Origin of the sequence: Solirubrobacter phytolaccae, assembly GCF_027587195.1 — a bacterium.
In the GTDB taxonomy this organism is placed as follows: Bacteria; Actinomycetota; Thermoleophilia; order Solirubrobacterales; family Solirubrobacteraceae; genus Solirubrobacter; species Solirubrobacter phytolaccae.
In genome coordinates, this window is sequence record NZ_JAPDDP010000012.1 from 46,160 (window position 1) to 64,927 (window position 18,768).

10 protein-coding genes and 2 tRNA genes are annotated in these 18,768 nt (G+C 70.0%); 5 read left to right on the plus strand and 7 right to left on the minus strand.

Translation table 11 applies throughout. From position 1 onward, the window contains the following. Positions 1–108: 108 nt before the first annotated feature. Together OJ997_RS08710 and OJ997_RS08715 are read right to left on the minus strand one after the other, a co-directional pair. Complete coding sequence (locus tag OJ997_RS08710) at positions 109–3,534, minus strand: leucine-rich repeat domain-containing protein (RefSeq protein ID WP_270024686.1); 3,426 nt, start codon at positions 3,532–3,534, stop codon at positions 109–111. Between the two features lie 231 nt (positions 3,535–3,765). Then, complete coding sequence (locus tag OJ997_RS08715) at positions 3,766–5,124, minus strand: lamin tail domain-containing protein (RefSeq protein WP_270024687.1); 1,359 nt, start codon at positions 5,122–5,124, stop codon at positions 3,766–3,768. A 450-nt stretch (positions 5,125–5,574) separates the two neighbouring features. On the opposite strand from OJ997_RS08715, the gene OJ997_RS08720 reads away from it, so the two are divergent. Further along, a complete protein-coding gene (locus OJ997_RS08720) occupies positions 5,575–8,034 on the plus strand; it encodes a hypothetical protein (RefSeq protein WP_270024688.1) in 2,460 nt (819 codons plus the stop codon). 52 nt (positions 8,035–8,086) lie between these two features. Here OJ997_RS08720 and OJ997_RS08725 read toward each other — a convergent pair whose 3' ends face one another. Then, positions 8,087–9,394 carry a lamin tail domain-containing protein gene (locus OJ997_RS08725; RefSeq protein ID WP_270024756.1) on the minus strand — a complete coding sequence of 436 codons (1,308 nt, stop codon included), beginning with the start codon at positions 9,392–9,394 and terminating at the stop codon, positions 8,087–8,089. A 505-nt stretch (positions 9,395–9,899) separates the two neighbouring features. Between OJ997_RS08725 and OJ997_RS08730 the strand changes: the two genes are divergently transcribed. From OJ997_RS08730 to OJ997_RS08740, 3 genes are all read left to right on the plus strand, one after another. Further along, positions 9,900–11,621, plus strand: a complete 1,722-nt coding sequence (locus tag OJ997_RS08730; protein ID WP_270024689.1) for a SulP family inorganic anion transporter — start codon at positions 9,900–9,902, stop codon at positions 11,619–11,621. Between the two features lie 104 nt (positions 11,622–11,725). Then, complete coding sequence (locus OJ997_RS08735; protein WP_270024690.1) at positions 11,726–11,941, plus strand: hypothetical protein; 216 nt, start codon at positions 11,726–11,728, stop codon at positions 11,939–11,941. Positions 11,942–11,962: 21 nt separating this feature from the next. Continuing rightward, positions 11,963–13,906, plus strand: coding sequence for an MDR family MFS transporter (locus OJ997_RS08740; protein ID WP_270024691.1), 1,944 nt, complete (start codon positions 11,963–11,965; stop codon positions 13,904–13,906). A gap of 93 nt (positions 13,907–13,999) precedes the next feature. On the opposite strand, the gene OJ997_RS08745 is transcribed toward OJ997_RS08740, so the two are convergent. Continuing rightward, a complete protein-coding gene (locus tag OJ997_RS08745; RefSeq protein ID WP_270024692.1) occupies positions 14,000–14,944 on the minus strand; it encodes an NmrA/HSCARG family protein in 945 nt (314 codons plus the stop codon). Between the two features lie 137 nt (positions 14,945–15,081). Here OJ997_RS08745 and OJ997_RS08750 point away from each other — a divergent pair, with 137 nt between their 5' ends. Beyond that, positions 15,082–15,732 (plus strand): TetR/AcrR family transcriptional regulator, encoded by a 651-nt coding sequence (locus tag OJ997_RS08750; RefSeq protein WP_270024693.1) that lies wholly within the window; start codon positions 15,082–15,084, stop codon positions 15,730–15,732. A gap of 414 nt (positions 15,733–16,146) precedes the next feature. On the opposite strand, the gene OJ997_RS08755 is transcribed toward OJ997_RS08750, so the two are convergent. The 3 genes from OJ997_RS08755 to OJ997_RS08765 form a co-directional block, all read right to left on the minus strand. After that, positions 16,147–16,220: transfer RNA gene (locus OJ997_RS08755), tRNA-Pro, on the minus strand. A gap of 27 nt (positions 16,221–16,247) precedes the next feature. Beyond that, positions 16,248–16,318: transfer RNA gene (locus OJ997_RS08760), tRNA-Gly, on the minus strand. Between the two features lie 311 nt (positions 16,319–16,629). Then, positions 16,630–18,693, minus strand: coding sequence for a hypothetical protein (locus tag OJ997_RS08765; RefSeq protein ID WP_270024694.1), 2,064 nt, complete (start codon positions 18,691–18,693; stop codon positions 16,630–16,632). Positions 18,694–18,768 lie beyond the last annotated feature (75 nt).

Genomic DNA, 18,768 nt, shown 5'->3' on the forward strand with positions numbered 1-18,768 from the left:
CTCGAGGGATGGAACGCCGACGCTGCCCGCGAGCGGCAGAGTCGGCCGGGACCGGCAGATGCGGTCCCCGGCCCGGGGCGAACCGGGCCGGGGACCACGGACTCGCCGCTAGCGGATCCGGACGGTGACCTTCGCGGTGGCCTTCGCCGCCGCGTAGGTGGTGGTGATGACCTGCGTCGCCGTGGTGCTCGTCGACGTGGCGCTGCTGGCCGGCAGCGACACCGACACCGCGACCTTCTTGCCCGTCTTCACCCGGCTGGCGCGCGCGCCCAGCTTGAGCGTCGCCTTGCCGTCCTTGAGCCGGACCGTGTAGGCCTGCTTGACGCCGGCGACCTTCAACGTCACCCGCACCGGCAGCTGACCCGCTGCGAATCCCGGCGCCGACACCGTGAGCTTCAGCGTCTTGCCCTTCGACGCCGTGACCGCGACCCGGTACTTCGCGCTCACGCGTCGGCTGACCTGCTCCTTCGGGGGATCGACCTTGGGCTGCTCCTGGACCGTGGGCGCCTGGACCTTCGCCGTCGCCGGCGACTCCACCGATCGGTCCGCGTGCCCGGCCAGGCGGCCGGTCGCCCGCACGCTCAGCGCGTGACCCAGGTCCGCATCCGTGGCGACGTACCACGGGCTGGTCGCGCCCGCGATCGGCTGGCCGTCACGCAGCCACTGCCACGCCAGGTCCACGGTCGGCGACCAGTCGGCGACCGATGCGGTCAGCCGGTCACCGGGCTTCGGCGACGCGACGTCGATCACCGGCGCGGGCGCGGCAGCGAACGGCTTCGGCTGCACCTTCGCGGTCGCTGCCGAGACGACCTTCTTCGTCTCGACGCCCGTCGCGGTGCCGGTCACCTCGACGCTCAGCGTCCGGTCGACGTCGGCGACGACCGTCTTGTAGGACGCGCTCGTGGCGCCGTCGATCGGCTGGCCGTCGCGCAGCCACTGGTACGTGAACGCGGCCGCCGGCGCCCACGCGGCGGTCGACGCGGTCAGCGTGTCGCCGAACGTCGGGCTCGCCTTGTCGACCAGCGGCGCGGGCGTGCCGGTGAACAGCGCCTTGGCGACCGCCGCCGTCGCCGTGGAGTCGACCGTCGCCTCCTTCGCCAGCGCCGGGAAGCTGCCCCCGCCACGGACCCGGAGTGCGATCCTGTGGCCCTCGTCCGCGGGCGTGACCGTGTAGGACACGACCTTGGGACCGCCACCGGTGACGCCCTCTCTGATGACGGGGAGCACGGAGTCGGTTGCGCCCGTGATCAGCTGCCCGTCGCGCAGCCACTCGTACTGGTAGCCGACCCGGTACCAGGCGAACCTGGCCGTCAGCGGCGACGTCCACTCCGGGTGCGACGCGGTGATCGTGTCGCCGATCCGCGGAGCGCCGGTGCTCAACGTCGCGGCCGGCGTCGTCAGCAGCGCCCACGGCTCCGGCGTGATGACCGCCGTGGTGAAGGTCTTGGTGCGGTACCCCGCCTTCGCGACCGTCACCTTCACCCGCACCGCGCCGGACGGGTAGACCTGCCGGAAGCCTGGGCTGCCGTTCACGCTGTAATCCAGCGTGTAACTCGCCTGCGTCGCGCCGGAGATGTCGTTGCCGGCCGAGTCCTGCCACTGGTAGCCGATCGTGTCCGGGGCCGGGGTGATGCTCGACGTGGTCACGGTGACCGGCTGGCCGAGCTGCACGGTCGCGGGGATCGTCGGCTCCGTGCCGGCGAACTCCAGGATCGTGACCGTCACGGTGTGCGCGGCCGACGTCGCGGAGTCCGCGTACGGGTCCGCGACGCCGCCGCTCACGTAGCGGGCGGTGATCGTGTGTGCGCTGCCCTGCGGGGTGCCTTCCAGCGTCCGGTTCAGCCGCGCGACGCCGTCCTGCACCGGGATCGGCGCGGTCTGCTGGCCGTCGACCGTGAACACCACGCCGCCGGTCGCGTCACCCGCCACCCCTGCGCCGCCGGGCTTGCTGACCGTCGCGGTCACCGCGACCTGCCCGTCGATGCTCTCCGTCGCGCCGCTCAGCGCGACGGTCGGGGCCACCTGCTCGGGGTTGAACGTGTTCGGCAACTCGAAGGTGCTCTCGCGGGTCGTCCGCCAGACGCCCGCGCCGGGAGCGGTACGACCGGAGGTCGTGGCGGCATGCTGCGTCCAGGCGTACGAGTCGAACGGGGTCGCCGCCCCCAGGTCGGTGGTGCCGGGCGCGAACAGCCGCACCGCGTCGACCGCCCCGAGGACGAAGTTGCCGGGCGTGGCCGCCGCGTCGGTGACGATCGCCTTGTAACCCTTGCCGGCGATCCTCGTCCCCTCGGGGAGCGCGAGCTTGTGCGCGTCGTCGCCGTCGGACACGACCACGCCCGAGACGTCGACCGCGTCGCTCAGCGGGTTGTACAGCTCGACCCAGTCGCCGCGGAGGTCACCGTCGGACTCGACCTCGTTGATCCGCAGCCGCTCGACGCGGTCCGCCGCCTCCGAGAAGTGCACCGTCCACTCCCCGCCGCCGCCGCTGGACGACACCAGCGCCGAGGCCGCCCCCACGCCGGCGGTCAGCCGGCCGGTCGTCGCGTTGTAGACGGCGGGGAGCTGGGCGCGGGGCACGGCACCGGGGTTGCCGTTGCTCTGGGGCCCCGGCTTGAGCTGCACGTCGACGCCATTGCCCGCATCGAGCGCACCGACGTAGATGTCCTGGTACCCGCCCTGGAAGGAGAGCGGCTTGAAGCCCGTGATGGCACGGAAGCCGTCCACCGGCGAGAAGTCCCGAATCCGGTTGCTGGACAGATCGAGCGTGCTGCCGGCGGTCGTGGGCAGCGCGTAGCTCGCGTCGAACTTCGAGAACACCGACACGTCCTCGATCCGGTTGGCGTACAGGTTGACGTTGGTGGCACGCTTGAAGCCCTCGAGGAAGTCGACGTCGCTGACCTCGGTGTTGCTGACCTGCAGCGACGTGATCGTGTCCTTCGACGACGCCAGTGCCGACACGTCGCGAAGCTTCGAGACGCCGTCGATCGTGACGCTGGTGAGGCTGCCGAGGGCGGAGAGTGGCGAGATGTCGCGCAGCGTGCTGTTCGGGTTGAAGGGTCCTCCTCCGAGGACCAGCGTCTTCAGCCCGCTGAGCGAACCGATCCCGTCAAGGGTCGCGATCGGCAGCTCCCCCAGGTTCAACGACTCCAGCGGCGGAGCGCCGGTGAAGAGCGGGCGCAGGTCCTGGACGATTCCGCCCGACAGGACCAGGTCCTTGAGCCGCGGGAGCGCCCCGATCGGGCCGAGGTCCGTCGCGGTGCCGTCCGTGTTGTAGATCGCCAGGGACGTGAGGTTGGTGAACGCCTCGAGGCCCTGGAAGGAGCCGATCGCCGCGCTCGCGTCGAAGCCGTAGTGCTCGATCGTCGTCACCGCGCGTGCGTCGTCGGTGGTGATCGCCTGCGTCGGCGTGCGGGTGGTGCCGGTGGCGGCGGCGATCCCGGCGTTCAGCGTCGCCTTGAGGTTCGCGTCCGGCACGTTCACGTCGGCGGCCTGCGCGGCGGAGGCGCCGAAGGTAAGCCCTGCGAGCAGGAACACGGTCATCGCCAAGATCACTAGGAGCTGACTTCCTCCCCTCCATGAAGGTCGTTGCGAGGCGTGATGGGCGATGGTCATCCGTGAACAGCTCCTGAGTGGTGATGTGGGTTGTGGGTGAAACGGCTGGGTAGGCCAACGGCCCCCGGCCCCGGGAAGGACCGGGAGCCGGAGGCCATGTGCTGCTACCGCGGTGCGCCGTGAGGCGCGTGATCTGCGATCAGTTGGCCCTGATCAGTTGGCGGCGTCGGGCGTGGGCCCCGCGGTGTTCGCGAACGCCCCCGTCTTGTTCGTCGGGTAACGCCCCCAGGTGTTGGTGGCGTGGGAGAGCCACGACGTCGAGTCGATCGGGGTGTCGGTGGCGATGTTGGCGCCCGCGTTGAAGAGGCGCGCGGAGTCAGCGCCGCCGAGGCCGAAGGCGCCGTTGATCCCGGCCACGTCGTCGACCCGGATCGCCTTGTAGCCGTTCGCCGGGATGACCGTGCCCGCCTCGACCGTGACGGTGTGGGTGTTGTCGCTGTCCGAGAGCGCCAGGCCCTCGATCAGCAGAGCGCTGCCGGTCTTGTTGGCCAGCTCGATCCAGTCGCCGGCGAAGGCCGGGGTCCCCTGTGGGTCGGACTCGACCTCGTTGATGACGACCTCAGCGTTCGTGAGCACCGGCAGCGGCGCGCCGAACGTGTTCGTCGTGCCCTTGGTGGCCGCCGACGTGGTCCGGAAGATGCCCTTCACGGTCGCCGAGCTGCGATCGAGGCCGTAGGTCGTCGGCGCGTGCGTCGACCACTTCACCCGGTCGATCGCCGTCGCCGTCGAGACGTCGACGCTACCCGGCGCGAACAGGCGCACCTCGTCGTTGCCGCCGAGGCCGTAGAAGCCCGTGTTCGCCGGGTTGTCGACCTCGACCACCGCGCGGCCGGCGGCGGGCAGCGTGGTGCCGCTGGGCACCGTGACCTGATGGCCGTTGTTGTCGTCGGCGATGATCAGGCCGGAGATGTTCCGCGCGCTGGTGTTGGTGTTGTAGAGCTCGACCCAGTCGTAGGCGCCGGAGACGGGGTCGTTGGACTCGACCTCGTTGATCACCACGCCCGCCCACGGGGCCGGGTTCGGGTTGCTCCCGGGGCTCGTGAACGCGTTGGCCGCGTTCTTGCTCGTCGCCGTCAGCGTGACGAAGCTGCCGGTGCCGTCGGGGTAGCGGCCGTAGCTGGTGGAGGCGTGCGCGGTCCACGAGTACGAGTCGATCGGGCTCGCCGTCGACGGCGTCTGGCCCTCGGCGTACAGACGCGCCGAATCGGCGTTGCCCAGGCCGAAGTTGCCCGGCGTGGACGCGTTGTCGGTGTCGACGGTGAAGAAGCCACCCGACGCGATCGTGCCGCTGATCGTGACGACGTGGCTGTTGTCGTTGTCGGCCACGGCCGCGTTGGTGAACGTGATCGACGACGGGCCGTTGTTGTACAGCTCGATGTAGTCGTTCGCGCTGCCGTTGGACTCGACCTCGTTGATCCGGACGTAGTCCTCGAACGGGGTCGCGGCGCTTGCGGCGGGAACCGCGACGGCGGCGAACGCCCCCGTCGTGAGGAGGGCGATACCAGTGCGCATCAGCACACTGCTCTTCTTGCTGCCCTGCATTCGATGCTCCTGCTTTCGGTAGGTACTCCGGGCGGGATCATTCCGAGGCGTCGCTCACGGCCGGCCGGTCATCTGGAGCGGCGCCCCTCGCGATGGACACAGTCGCTGATTGCATAAGGTCCAGCGACCTTGTGACCACGGCTCCGAGGTTGTCGAATCAGGTTTGGGTAGTTGTTTCGATCCTGTATTTTCTTCGCTATTGCCCACTATTAAGCTCGACGGGAAGTAATACTCCCCGACGTGTTTACCGATGCTCCGTCCTGCCCGGGTGACACTCCTGTGTCCCGCGCGGGCTCGCGCCCGTCACGTCGACGTGGTCCCTTCGGCATTGCCGCGCTGACACTCACACTGATCGCGGGCGGACTCTTCACCGGCGACGCCGCACGCGCCGCCGATCCCGGGGCCCCGACGATCGTCCCGATGCCGTGGGTGATCCCGTCCTGGGGGATCGGCGATACGCCGCTCGTCCCGGTCAACCTCGCGCAGATCTCCAACCCGCACAGCGGCACGGTCGGCGACCCGACCAACCCCGACTTCGAGCTGCGGGTCGCCCAGACCGGCGCCGACGGAGCTCCCGTCGATCCCGCCTCACTGCAGGTCACCGCGCAGATCGTCCGCAACGGCAACCGTGTGTCACCGTTCGGAGACACCCCGGCCCCCGGTGCCGTGACCGTCCGTGCCGGCGACGCGCCGGACCTGCGGCGGGTGGCGTTCACCCCGGTGCGGATCGGCAACGCCAAGGTCGTGGTGACCGTCACCGGGCAGGGAGGCGCGACGGCCTCCTACACGATCGACTTCTACGCGTCGAAGGCGGCCAGCTCCACCAGCCGCTACCTGCACCTGACGGCCGACACCTCGACCGCGATCGACGCCGGCGACGGCTACCTCTTCATCGCTGGCGACGAGCACCGCCAGATCCGGCTCTATGACGCCGAGCGATCCGGCGTGCCGATCGCCCTGTTCCATCCGGGGAAGAACCCGAACGACAGCGCGGGCGGCGAGGGGGAGGACGATTTCGAGGCCTCGGCGCGCAGCGGCGACTCGGTGTTCTGGCTCGGCTCGCAGAGCAACTCCCGCAAGGGCGAGGTGCAGCCCTCGCGCCACGTGGTCTACGAGACGACGATCGCGGGCCGTGGCAAGGACGCGACGCTCGCCCGGGTCGGCGCCTATGGCGGGCTGCGCCGCGACCTGATCGCCTGGGACACCGCGAACGGCCGACGGTACGGCTTCGCCGCGGGCTCGGCCGAGGGCGCGTACCCGAGCGTTCCCGACGGCTTCAACATCGAAGGCGCGGAGTTCGCCCCGGACGGCACGACGCTCTACCTCGGCTTCCGCGCGCCGCTCGTCGGCCGCAAGAACGGCGGCGACGCGCTGATCGTGCCGGTGACGAACATCCAGCAGCTCACGCGCGGGCAGGCGAGCCACGCGACGTTCGGGACGCCGATCGAGCTGGACTTCGACGGAGGCTCGATCCGGGAGCTGCGCCGCAACGCGGCGGGCGAGTACCTGATCCTGACCAACGACGTCTCGAGGTACACCGCGGAGGAGCTGCCTACCGCAGTCCTGCAGCCCGCGTTGCTGTGGTACTGGGACGGCAACCCGGCGACCGAGCCGCAGCGGCTCGGCGGCGGCGAGCCGCTGCCCCCCAACGTCACCGACGTCAGCGCCTCCCTCGGTTCCTGGGAGGGCATCGGCGCCATGCCCGAACGGCTCGAGCCCGGCAGCCAAGTGCGGCTGATCATGGACCAGGGCTACGACCACCTCTTCGTCCCGGCCGGCCCGATCACCGACGAGCTGTACTACGACATGGTGAACAAGGACAGCCGCTTGATCCCGACGCTGATGAAGGCCCGCACGGACCTCGTCACGCTCACCGGCGATCTCGGCTACCAGCTCACCGTGACCGGGCTGGCAGCGTTCGCCGAGCAGCTGCCCGGCACGACCTCGGCGCCGCGCACGGCGACGATCACCAACACGGGCCGCAAGACGGTGCCCGTCGACGCGCTCTCGGTGCGCGGCGGCGACGCCGGCGACTTCCAGCTCGACCCGGGCAGCTGCGCCCGGATCACCCTCGCGCCCGGGGACGCCTGCAGCGCATCCCTGCGCTACGCCCCAGCGCGCGGTGCGGTGACGTCGTCCGCGCAGCTCGAGGTCACGAGCAGCGCTCCGCTGTTCAACCGCAGCTTCGGTCTCACCGGCACGGCGGGGACCGGCACGTTCGCGACCAGCGCCGCGCCGACCATCGACATCGTCGCGCCCCGCGTCGGCGACCGGCTGACGGCGACGGTCGCCGCCTGGTCGCCCGCGGCCGAGCTCCGCTACCAGTGGCTGCGCGGCGGCGCCCCGATCCCCGGCGCCGCCGAGGCGGCCTACACCGCGACCGCCGCCGACGAGGGCTTCACGCTCAGCGTGCGCGTCACGGGCACCACTCCCGGCTACGAGTCGAAGACCCGCACCTCGGTTCCCACCGCCGCCGTCGCGGTCATCGCGAGCGCGCCGGAGCCGCCGTTCGGCGGGGTGCGCCCACCCACGATCCTCAGCTGGGAGCCGGTGCGGTCGCGGTACGCGATCGAGGTCGTCACCCGCTCCGGCCGGCAGCTGCGCCTCACCGTGCGGGCGCCCAGGATCGAAGCGGCGAAGCTCAGCCAGCGCGTGACGGTGAAGGTCGCCGGGATCCGGGCGACGTATCGAGTCACGCTCCGGCGCGGCCAGGCCACGCTCAAGCTGGGAGCGAAGGCCAAGCGGCTGAAGACCGGCACCCGCGCGATCGTGACCGTGACCGTGCCCGAGCTGCGCTACCTGGTCGACAAGCAGCCCAGCGGGCAGCAGTCCCACGAGGTGCCCAGCGCGACCAAGCGGATCGCCGTCAAGCTCCGGTGAGCGGCCCCGCCCAGTCCCCGGGAAAGCACCCGGGGACTGGCGCGGCGATCGATCAGTTGGCAGCGTTGGGCGTGGGACCCACGGTGTTCGCGAACGCCCCGGTCTTGTTGACCGGGAAGCGCCCCCAGGTGTTGGCGGCGTGCGCGGTCCACGACGTCGCGTCGATCGGCGTGTCCGTCGTGAAGTCGGCGCCTACGTTGAACAGGCGAGCCGAGTCCGCGTTGCCGAGGCCGAAGGCGCCGTTGACCGACGGGTCGTCGACCCGGATCGCGAGGTAGCCGTGCGCCGGGATGACCGTGCCCGCCCCGATCGTGTAGGTGTGGAACGGGTCGCTGTCCGTCAGCGCCAGGCCCTCGATGCTCAGATCGCTACCGGTCTTGTTCGCCAGCTCGATCCAGTCACCCGAGAGAACCGGGCTGCCCTGCGGGTCGGACTCGACCTCGTTGATGACGACCTCAGCGCTGGTGAGCACCGCCGGCGGGGCGCCGAACGTGTTCGCCGTGCCCTTGGTGCCGGCTGATGTGGTCCGGAAGAGGCCCTTCTGGGTCGGCGTGGTGCGATCGAGGCCATACGTGGTCGGCGAGTGCGTGAACCACTTGGCCCGATCGACCGGGGTCGCCGTCGAGACGTCGACGGTGCCCGGAGCGAACAGCCGCGCCTCGTCGTTGACACCGAGGCCGAAGAAGCCCGTGTTCGCCGGATTGCTGACCTCGACCACCGCGTAACCGAACGCGGGCAGCGTGGTGCCGCTTGGCACCGTCACCTGATGGCCGTTGTTGTCGTCGGCGATGACCATGCCGGAGATGTTCCGCGAGCTGGTGTTCGTGTTGTACAGCTCGACCCAGTCGTAGCCGCCGCTCGGCGCGCTGGACTCGACCTCGTTGATCACCACGCCCGCCCACGGGGCCGGGCTCGGGTTGCTGCCCGGGCTCGTGAACGCGTTGGTGGCGCCCTTGCTCATCGCGTTCAGCGTGACGAAGGCACCGATGCCGTCGGGGTAGCGGCCGTAGCTCGTGGACGCGTGCGCGGTCCACGAGTACGAGTCGATCGGGCTCCCCGACACCGGGGTCTGCCCCTCGGCGTACAGCCGCGCCGAATCGAAGTTGCCCAGGCCGAAGTTGCCCGGCGTCGACGCGTTGTCGGTGTCGACGGCGAAGTAGCCGCCCGACGCGATCGTGCCGCTGATGGTCACGTAGTGGGAGTTGTCACTGTCGGACACCGTCGCGTTGGTGAACGTGATCGACGACGGGCCGTTGTTGTACAGCTCGATGTAGTCGTTCGCGCTGCCGTCGGACTCGACCTCGTTGATGACGACGTAGTCCTCGAACGGGGTCGCGGCACTCGCGGCGGGAACCCCCACAGCGGCCAACGCCCCGGCCATAAGTACAGCGATGCCAGCGCGCCCTAGCACACGGCGCTGATTATTGTTACGCTGCATTCGATGCTCCTGCTTTCGGTAGGTACTCCGGGCGGGATCATTCCGAGGCGTCGCTCAGGGCCGGCCGGTCTGGAGCGGCGCCTCTCGCGTTAACACGTTCGCTGACCGCTGAGGACCAGCGAGGTATCTCGCAGTCACGAGGTTTCCGGATCGAAGGTCGGCAATTGTCGCGATCCTGTGTTTGTTTGGCAGTCGCCCACCATTCACATCGCTGAGCGCGACCCTCTCGTCCGCACGAGGTCGTGCCGCCACCGCCGCTCGACGCCGTCCTCGGCATGAGCCGGCCTCATCCGCAAGGGAGGATCGGCAAATCACCCTTCGCGGGCGAGGACGCGCGCGCCGGGCCCGACGACGATGTGGCCGTGCTGAACGGCTGGACGACGCGGAGACCGGTCGTGGCCGACCGCCGGCGGCGCGGCTGAGGCACGTGGACTTCCCGCTCAAGAGCCAGCTTGCCCCGCTGCGCGACCTGCGACGCTCGGTACGCCGCAAGACGCTGCGACAGGACGCCACGGCGGGTGTGGTCCTCGGTGTCGAGAGCGTGCCGGACGGCCTGGCGAATGGTCTCCTGGCGGGCGTGAACCCGGTGTCGGGCGTCTACGCCTATCTGTTCGGCATGCTCGGTGGCTCGCTGCTGACGAGTACCGCGCTCATGTCCATCCAGGGCACCGGCGCGATGGCGATCATCGTCGCCGACGTCGACCTCGCGGGCCGAGAGGACCCGTCGCGCGCGCTCTTCACGTTGACCGTCCTGACCGGTGTCGTGATGATCGCCGCCGGCGCGCTCGGGCTGGGGCGGATTCTGCGGTTCGTCTCCACCTCCGTGATGACCGGGTTCGTCACGGCCGTCGGGCTCAACATCATCCTCGGTCAGCTCGCGACGTTCACCGGCTACGACCCCGACGCCGGTGGACGACTGGAGAACGCCGTCTCGCTCCTGGTGTCGTTCTGGCGGGTGGACCTCGCCACCACGCTGGTGGGCGTGGTGACCGTCGCGCTCGTGATCGGTCTCGGTCGCACCCGGCTCGGCGCGCTTGGCCTCGTCGTCGCGGTGGTTGTCGGTTCCGGTCTCGCTGCGTTGCTGAACTCGCTCGGCACTGACGTCGCCACCGTCGCCGACGTCGCGGACCTCCCGAACGCGCTGCCCACGCCGACGCTACCGGTGCTCGGCGAGATCCCCGGACTACTCGTGCCCGCGCTGTCGCTCGCGTTCGTCGGCCTCGTCCAAGGAGCCGCCGTCTCCGCCGGTGTGCCGAACCCCGACGGCTCGTTCGGCGACCGCTCGCAGGATTTCGTCGGCCAAGGCGCCGGAAATCTTGCTTCGGGCGTGTTCCAGGGCTTGCCGGTCGGTGGGTCGATGTCAGCCACATCGCTTGCCGTGACCGCCGGGGCGCGGTCCCGGCTCGCACTGGTCATCGGCGCCGCAGTCATGGCGTTCGTCGTCGTCGTGCTCGGCGACGTGGTCACCCAGGTCGCGATGCCGGTGCTCGCGGCGCTGCTGATCGTCGCCGGCGCGACGACGATCAAGCCCAACCAGATCGCGAACGTCGCACAGGCCGGTCGCGTCCAACTCGCCGTGTTGATCACCACCTTCGCCCTGACCGTGGTGCTACCGGTGCAGTACGCGGTCGTCGCCGGCGTGGCGACCTCCATCCTCCTGCACATCACCCGCCAGTCCGTACGGCTGGCCACGCGCCGGCTCGTCTTCAGCGACGACGGCAGGATGCGCGAGCAGCAACCTCCCGCCGAGATCGGCCGCCAGGAGATCGTCGTCCTGCAGCCGTACGGCAGTCTGTTCTTCGCGACCGCACGAGCGCTCGAAGACCAGCTGCCCGACGTCACGGCAGACACCGACCGCAGCGTGGTGATCCTGCGCTTGCGTGGCGTCGACGACGTCGGCGCCACGCTCACCGACGTCCTCGCTCGCTACGCGACAGCGCTGGACGCGGCAGCCAGCCGCCTGATGGTCGTCACCGACAACCCCCGGCTGATCCGGCAGCTGCAGGTGACGGGAGCGCTCGGAGCGATCGGTGCGGACAACGTCCTGCGAGGCACGGAGTGGGTCGGCGAGACGATCCGCCGCGCAAACGACGAGGCCGAGCACTGGGTGTCCCACGGAACGGCAGGAAACGACCCCGATCCCCGATGATCAGTCCCTTCTCGTCCTCGTCGGATGACGCCCACTCACCCGATGGGAAGGCACAACTGTCTCCATGGTCCCTCTCAACGCCCAACGCGACGATGACTGAACGCGTGCCGATCTGGGCCGCGATCCTGCTCAGCCTCTCCGTCCTCGCCCTGCTTACGTTGCTGGTCGGCGGCCCCGCAATCGGGTGGTTCGCGCGTGAGGTCCAGTACGTGCTCGCCGCGATCGCCGTGATCGCCCTCGCCGGCGGCGTCGTCGCGTTGTGGATGGGTCGCCATGACGGTCACGCCTTCAGCCGTGACCGCCGCGGCACGACGGACTAGCGCAGCACGGGCTCAACCCTCGTGAGCGAGAACCGGGAATCGGAGCCGCGTGTCGGACTCGTCATCGGCGCGCTGCTGGTGGTGATGCTGCTGGCTTCGCTGGACCAGACGATCGTGTCGACCGCACTGCCGACGATCGTCGGTGACCTCGGCGGTCTTGATCACATCAGCTGGGTCGTCACGTCTTACCTACTCGCGGTGACGGTCGTCACGCCGCTGTACGGCAAGCTCGGTGACCTGTACGGGCGCAAGCTCGTGCTCCAAGCCGCGCTGGTGATCTTCCTGCTCGGGTCCGTGCTGTGCGGGCTGGCGCAGGGCATGACCGAGTTGATCGCCTTCCGCGCGATCCAAGGCCTCGGCGGCGGCGGGCTGATGGTGAGCGCACAGGCCGCGATCGGCGACGTCGTCTCCCCACGCGAGCGCGGCCGCTACACGGGGCTGTTCGGTGCCGTCTTCGGCGTCTCGTCGGTCGCCGGGCCACTGATCGGCGGGTTCTTCACCACCCACCTGAGCTGGCGCTGGATCTTCTACATCAACCTGCCGCTCGGCGTGATTGCGATGATCGCCCTCGCCATCACGCTGCCCACGGCCAAGGAGCGCGTGCAACACCGGATCGACTATACGGGCGCCGTCCTGCTCGCGGTCGGCCTGAGCGCGCTCGTGCTGCTGACCACGTGGGGCGGCAACCAGTACGACTGGATCTCCGGGCAGATCGCCCTGCTCGCGGTGCTCGCGCTGGTCGGATTCGCCGCCTTCCTGCGTGCCGAGTCGCGCGCCGCCGAGCCGATCCTGCCGCTGGCCCTGTTCCGCAACCGCGTCTTCGCCGTCACCAGCGCGATCGGCTTCGTGATCGGCTTCGCACTGTTCGGGGCCCTCACCTACCTGCCGCTGTTCCAACAGGTCGTCCACGGTGCCACGCCGACCGAATCCGGACTGCAGTTGATCCCCGTCATGGCGGGCGTGCTCATCGGCTCGATCGGCTCCGGCGCGGTCATCACGGCCACCGGCCGCTACAAGGTCTTCCCAATCGCCGGGACCGCACTCGCCGCGGTCGGCATGCTCCTGCTCAGCCGCCTCGACCCCGGCACCTCCACGCTCTACGCGTCCGCCGCCATGTTCGTGATGGGGCTCGGACTCGGCCTCGTCATGCAGGTACTCGTGCTGGCGGTCCAGAACGCCGTCGACTACAAGGAGCTCGGCGTCGCCACCTCCGGAGCCACCCTCTTCCGCTCGATGGGCGGCTCGCTCGGCACCTCCATCCTCGGCGCCGTGTTCACCGCCCGCCTCGCCGACGAACTGGCCGGGACCCCTGCCGCGACCGTAGGCGAAGGTTCGGCCAACCCGAGCGCCATCCAACAACTCCCCGCGACGATCCGCGACATCTACACCGGCGCCTTCAGCGACGCGCTCTCCACCGTCTTCATCGTCGCGGCCGTGATCATCACGATCGCCTTCCTGCTCTCCTGGCTGGTCGAGGAGCGCCCGCTCCGCCAGACCGTCGAGACCGCCGGCATGGGTGAGGCGTTCGCCACGCCTTCCAGCGGCGACTCGCTGCGTGAGCTGTTGCGCGAACTCGCCCGCCTCGTCGGTCGTCCACGAGCGCAGGCGTTCATCGAGCGCACGATCGACGAAGCCGGCGTCGACCTGCCTCGCGGCGCCGCCTGGCTGCTCATCCAAACCCACTACGGCGCCGACCTCACCGACGCCGAGGCGATCGCGCGCGGTCGTCCGTTCGACACGACGTGGGTACACGACCATCTGGCCGTGCTCAACGAGCGCGGGTTCCTGGACGGCCAGCACGTCACCGAACAAGGACGGGACGCGGTTGAACGCCTCGTCGAGGCACGCCGTGAGTCCCTCATCGCGCTCATCGCGGACTGGACCCCAGACGACGACCCGCGCGTGAACGACGCCATCGGCCGCCTCGCCCACGAGCTCGCACGCGAGACCCCGACACCCAGATAGGTTCGCTGACGCTAGCGACCTCGCCGTCAGGGCCGCATGCCGCCCAGGCCGATATCCGTTTTGTCGGGGTCATCTGCCTGCGACGGCGTGCTTCTACGCAGGGTCGGCAGTGCCGGCGATCCAGGCGAGGTCGTCGCGGTGGTCGTTCAGGAGCTCCGGGAGCTTGGTCGGCATGGCGAGGCCGTGCTCCTCTGCGTCCTCAGGTCGGGCCGCGTATCCGACCTCGGCCCACCACATCTGACCGGGCAGCAGCAACGGGTGCAGGTCGTCGCCCGGGCGCGCCTGGCGGGCGGTGACCGGGCGGCCGAGGGTGTCGCTCAGCGCGGCGGCGATCTCGGTGAAGGTCCGTCGGTCGGACGCCAACTCGATCTCGACGCCGGCGAACCGGTCCGGCGCCGCGGTCAGGACGTCGGCAACGAGGTTGCCGAAGTCGGGAGCGTGGAGCAGGGCGAGCTGCGTGCTCGGGGCGCATGCGGTGACGAGCTCGCCCGATGACACCAGGTGGGGCCACTGGAACGTGTAGTGATGCGGGCTGGTGAAGTTCTCGATGAAGTAGGCGGGTTTGACGATCGTGTAGGACGCAAAGCCGGCCGCTCGTACGGCGGCCTCGACGTCCTCCTTCGCGTCCCAGTACCAGTCGTCGTCCCGCGACTTGCGGGCGACGCCAGGACGATCGCGCCACCCCGTCGAGGAGACCGTCGTCTGCACGAACTGCGCGACGCCGGCCTCGCGGGCGGCGGCGATCAGGTTGCGCGCGTGGCGGAGCTCAGTGTCCTTTGAGTCGGGCACGGCGAGTTGCACCGAGAACACGGCGTCGTGACCCTCGGCCGCCGCCCGCAGCGAGGAAGGGTCCTCCAGGTCGCCGACGACAAGCGTGATGCCCTCGCTCGCAAGGGCGCGCGACGCGTCGGAGGCGGGGTCGCGGACCAGGGCGGTCACCTGCTCTCCGCGACTGGCCAGTGCGCGGGCGACGGCGCCACCCTGCATCCCGGTGGCGCCGGTGATCAGGTACTTGCGCTTGGTGTTGGCATTCGTCATTGCTGCTCCGAAGATCGACTACTCACGTCATGACGGCGGGGAAACATGCCCCCGTCGCGACTAGAGACTCTAGCGTATCGAGTCGCGTATGTATCTGGTTGTCAGTCCCAGAAAGCGGATGCGGTACCGTCGTGCGCATGACCAGGACGACCCGCCCCGCTGGACGCCAACGTCCCAGCGGCGCCTTCGGGCCCGCCCGCGACGAGACGCGCAATGCGCGCATCATCGAAGCGGTCTTGGACCTGATCGTCGAGAGCGGATACGCGGACCTCACCATGGGCGCGGTGGCCGCGCGCGCGGACGTGGCCAAGGCCACGGTCTATCGCCGCTGGGCCTCCCGCGAGGACCTGGTCGCCGACGCCCTGGAAAGCCTCATGCTCCCCGCACCCCCGGCCGCGGCGACGGCCGCCGAGACACTGCGCGAGGACCTCATCGCCACGCTCACCAACAGTTCCGCTTGCTTGCAGCCCGATAGGCGTCGCTTCACGGCCGTACTGGCCGCCGCCACCGCTTCCCACCCGCAGATCGCCGACACCCTGCGCGAGCGCTACATCGCCGGACAGCGCGAGGCCATCGTCTCCAGCCTGCACCGCGCCCAAGCACGCGGCGAGATCACGGCGGAGAGCGTCGAGCGCCTACTCGAGCCGGACAGGTTGGAGATCGCCGCCGCCGTCGCGGTGCTCCTCCTGCAGGAGGAGCTGCTCGGCGCCGTTCTCGACGTCGAGGGGATCGCCCGGATGGTCGACCAGGTGCTGCTGCCCCTCATTGACGGCACCCCCACCGGCTAAGCCTTCCGGCCGGCTTCGACTCCGCGAGCGTGCGTATTGGACGGAGGGCGACTCTTTGCCGCCGGTGGCGGCGAGCTCGTGGGCGAGGTCGATGACGACGCGGCGCTCGGTTGGCTGCTTGGCCGCTCGGCGATGACCCGCCGCAGCGCTTGCTCTGCCTGCGAGCGCGTCAGGCCGTCAGCGTTGCCCGCAGTACGTTTCGGGCCAAACTTGCGATTGTGTCGCTTCCCGTCGGGGCCGCGCCAACGCGCGTAGTAGGAGCCCCACTTCTCGTAGATCTGGCCGGAGCCGTAGGGACGCTTCATGCGCGGCCATGGGCACCCGCACGAGAAATGGGCCCGTATTGGGCCCGTCGCCGTTCTCAGGTCAGCCCAAGAACGCCGAAAGGCCCGCCGTAGCGGGCCTTTCGTGTAGTCGGGGAGACAGGATTTGAACCTGCGGCCGCCCGGCCCCCAGCCGGGTGCGCTACCAGACTGCGCCACTCCCCGTGGCTATGTCGTCGTCCGTTGGTGAAGAGCGGGCGACGGGAATCGAACCCGCCCTAAGAGCTTGGAAGGCTCCTGTGCAACCACAACACTTCGCCCGCGGGCCGACTCCGGGCGCCATGATATCGCCGCATCGGGTTGGTCGGGGTCGGATTCGGGGAATCATCTCTTCATGCAGATCCCTGGCGTCCATATCGAGACCCTGCATAACCCCGTCCGGTACACGTACGGACAGATCGAGAAGGCGTGTGCGATCGCGCAGATGCTGAATCGGGGGAAGCTGGTTCTCGTCGAGCCGCCGCAGCGCTGAGCGGACGCCGTCGTCGCCCTCCAATGGAGGAGGGGGACGACGTTCGGTGAGTCCGGGCAGGAGCTGCGGGAGGCTTCGCTCCATCACTGATTCGGGGTCGGGTCAGTCCAGTCGCGCCGCCGCGGCTGCCGCTTCCTGCTCGTCGTGGACGGGCGTGATGCGGACGGTCAGGGCGGCGCGGCTGAAGCTCTTCGCGCGGGCGATCTGGATGGCGGCGGTCGGGCCCGGGCGCGGGTCGGACGACTGGGCCGCCGCGCGGATCGTGTGCACACCGGCGCCGGCGGGACGCGTGCCTACCGGCACGACGACGTAGCCGGAGCGCTCACTCCGCACCCACAGGTACTTCACGGACGCTAGCGGCACCAGCTTCGAGCCGACCGCGACGGACGAGCCGTCACGCAACACGGCCACGATCCGCGCCGCTTTCCCCCCGTAGGACGGGAACAACACGTCCGCGGTGTAGCGGGCGGACCCGCTCCGACGTGTCGCCGTCCACGCCGTCTGGATGAAGTCGCGCGTGAAGCGATGCGTGACCCGCATCAACAGCCCGCGGGCGCTCACGGCTCCGGTCGCGCGGAGGTCGGTGAACGCGCCCGCGTAGGCGCGGCCGACCGACGCCGACGACACCGCGCCCACCCCACGCGGCGCCTTCAGCAGCGTCAACGGACGCACACCCGGCACCACGCGAGAACGACCGACCTGCGAGGCGGCGACGCGGCGTCCGGCCACGTCCCGCACCATCAGGCCGAAGGACGCGGGCGGACGACCGCCGACGTTCGCGGCAACCTCCTGCGCACCGTCGAAGAGCCGCGCGAGATCGAGCCCGCCGTAGGGGAACGCGTTCTGGTTGACGGCGACGATCGCGGTGTTGTACTTCGGGGTCGTCACGGCGAGCCGGCCGATGTCGGGATCGAAGGCGTAGAGCGCGGGCGGCTCGGTGCCGCGCATCGAGCCCATGCCGGCGTCGATCGCGCGCGCCGCGTTCGCCATCACGCGCGCCACGGCCAAGCGGGCGGAGCCGACGCCCTGCGGCACCTTGTTGACGTCGAAGAACAACGGGTCGGGCACACCGCCGGACGAGCGACCCGCCACGCGCGCGTAGAAGTCGAACCCGCGGTCGAGCATGTACTTGCTGTACCGCGCCCACTCGGCGCCCGGCAGCAGCGACTGAGCCCCGGTCGCGACGCCGATCAGCGCCTCCTGCGTGAGGCCGAACTTCTTGCCCTGGTGCCAGCGGTCGAAGCCGAGGCCGGAGTCCCAGTTCATGTAACCGCTGTGGGTCCAGTAGCCGCTGATCACGCGCTTGATCCACTCGTGCGCGAGCGAGCGGGAGCCGGCGGGCAGCGCGGGCATGCCGGCGCGGCGGGCCTGGTCGTAGAAGCGCGTGAAGGTCAGGACGATGTTCGCGTACTCGGCGCTGTCCACGTTCTTGTCGACGTTGAGCGGCAGGTGCGGGAGGTAGTGGAAGCGCATGCCGGGGCCGAAGTTGCCGATCCGGCCGTTGCCCGCACGCGCCTCGTTGAAGAAGCGGCGCAGCTGGAGGGACATGTCACGCCGCAGCAGCGTCTTGTCGCCGGTCACCTCCGCGTCGGCGGCGTACATCAGCGAGTACCAGTTCACCTGGTTCAGGCGGATGGTCGGGTAGCGCCAGAACTTGCCGCGCGCGGTGCGGTGGATCGCGTCGCGGATGCCCTCGACGGTCGACTCGGGCAGGTCGAGCTCCTTGCGCGCACGGTACGCGTAGACGAGCCCGTCGACCACCTCGGCGTCGAACACGAGGTGCTGGAAGCCACGGCCGCTCATGGAGTTCACCCACCCGGGCGCGTGGATCTGCCCGACGGTGGGCTTGGTGACGTAGGGACCGCCGGGATGCACCAGACGAGCCGCGAGCGCACGGGCGCGCGCATCGTTGCGGGACGGTCCTTCGTGGCCCTTCATCGCGGCCACGGCGTGCGTGAGGAGCAGCATCGAGTTCGCCATCGGCTCGACACCACCGCCGCCGAGCTTGTAGTAGCCGGCATCGCCGTCCCAGCGCTTGTCGAGCGTCTGCTCCATGCGGTCGGCGAACTGGAAGTACGCGGCGTCGTCGTAGTCGGCGGCGGACGCCACGTTGGGTACAGCGAGGATCAGCGCCGCGGCGGCCGCGGCGAGGAGGGAGCGCTTCACTTTGAGGGGCCTTTCGGGGTCTGCCTGGGGAGTGACCCAGACGTTCCCGGACCGGCGGCATGTCGCCTACGCGCC

Excerpts from the sequence above, each read along its gene's own strand:
- OJ997_RS08745 (WP_270024692.1), bottom strand. The coding sequence starts at position 14,944 with ATGACGAATGCCAACACCAAGCGCAAGTACCTGATCACCGGCGCCACC.
- OJ997_RS08750 (WP_270024693.1), top strand. The coding sequence starts at position 15,082 with ATGACCAGGACGACCCGCCCCGCTGGACGCCAACGTCCCAGCGGCGCC.
- OJ997_RS08715 (WP_270024687.1), bottom strand. The coding sequence starts at position 5,124 with ATGCGCACTGGTATCGCCCTCCTCACGACGGGGGCGTTCGCCGCCGTC.
- OJ997_RS08720 (WP_270024688.1), top strand. The coding sequence starts at position 5,575 with ATGCCGTGGGTGATCCCGTCCTGGGGGATCGGCGATACGCCGCTCGTC.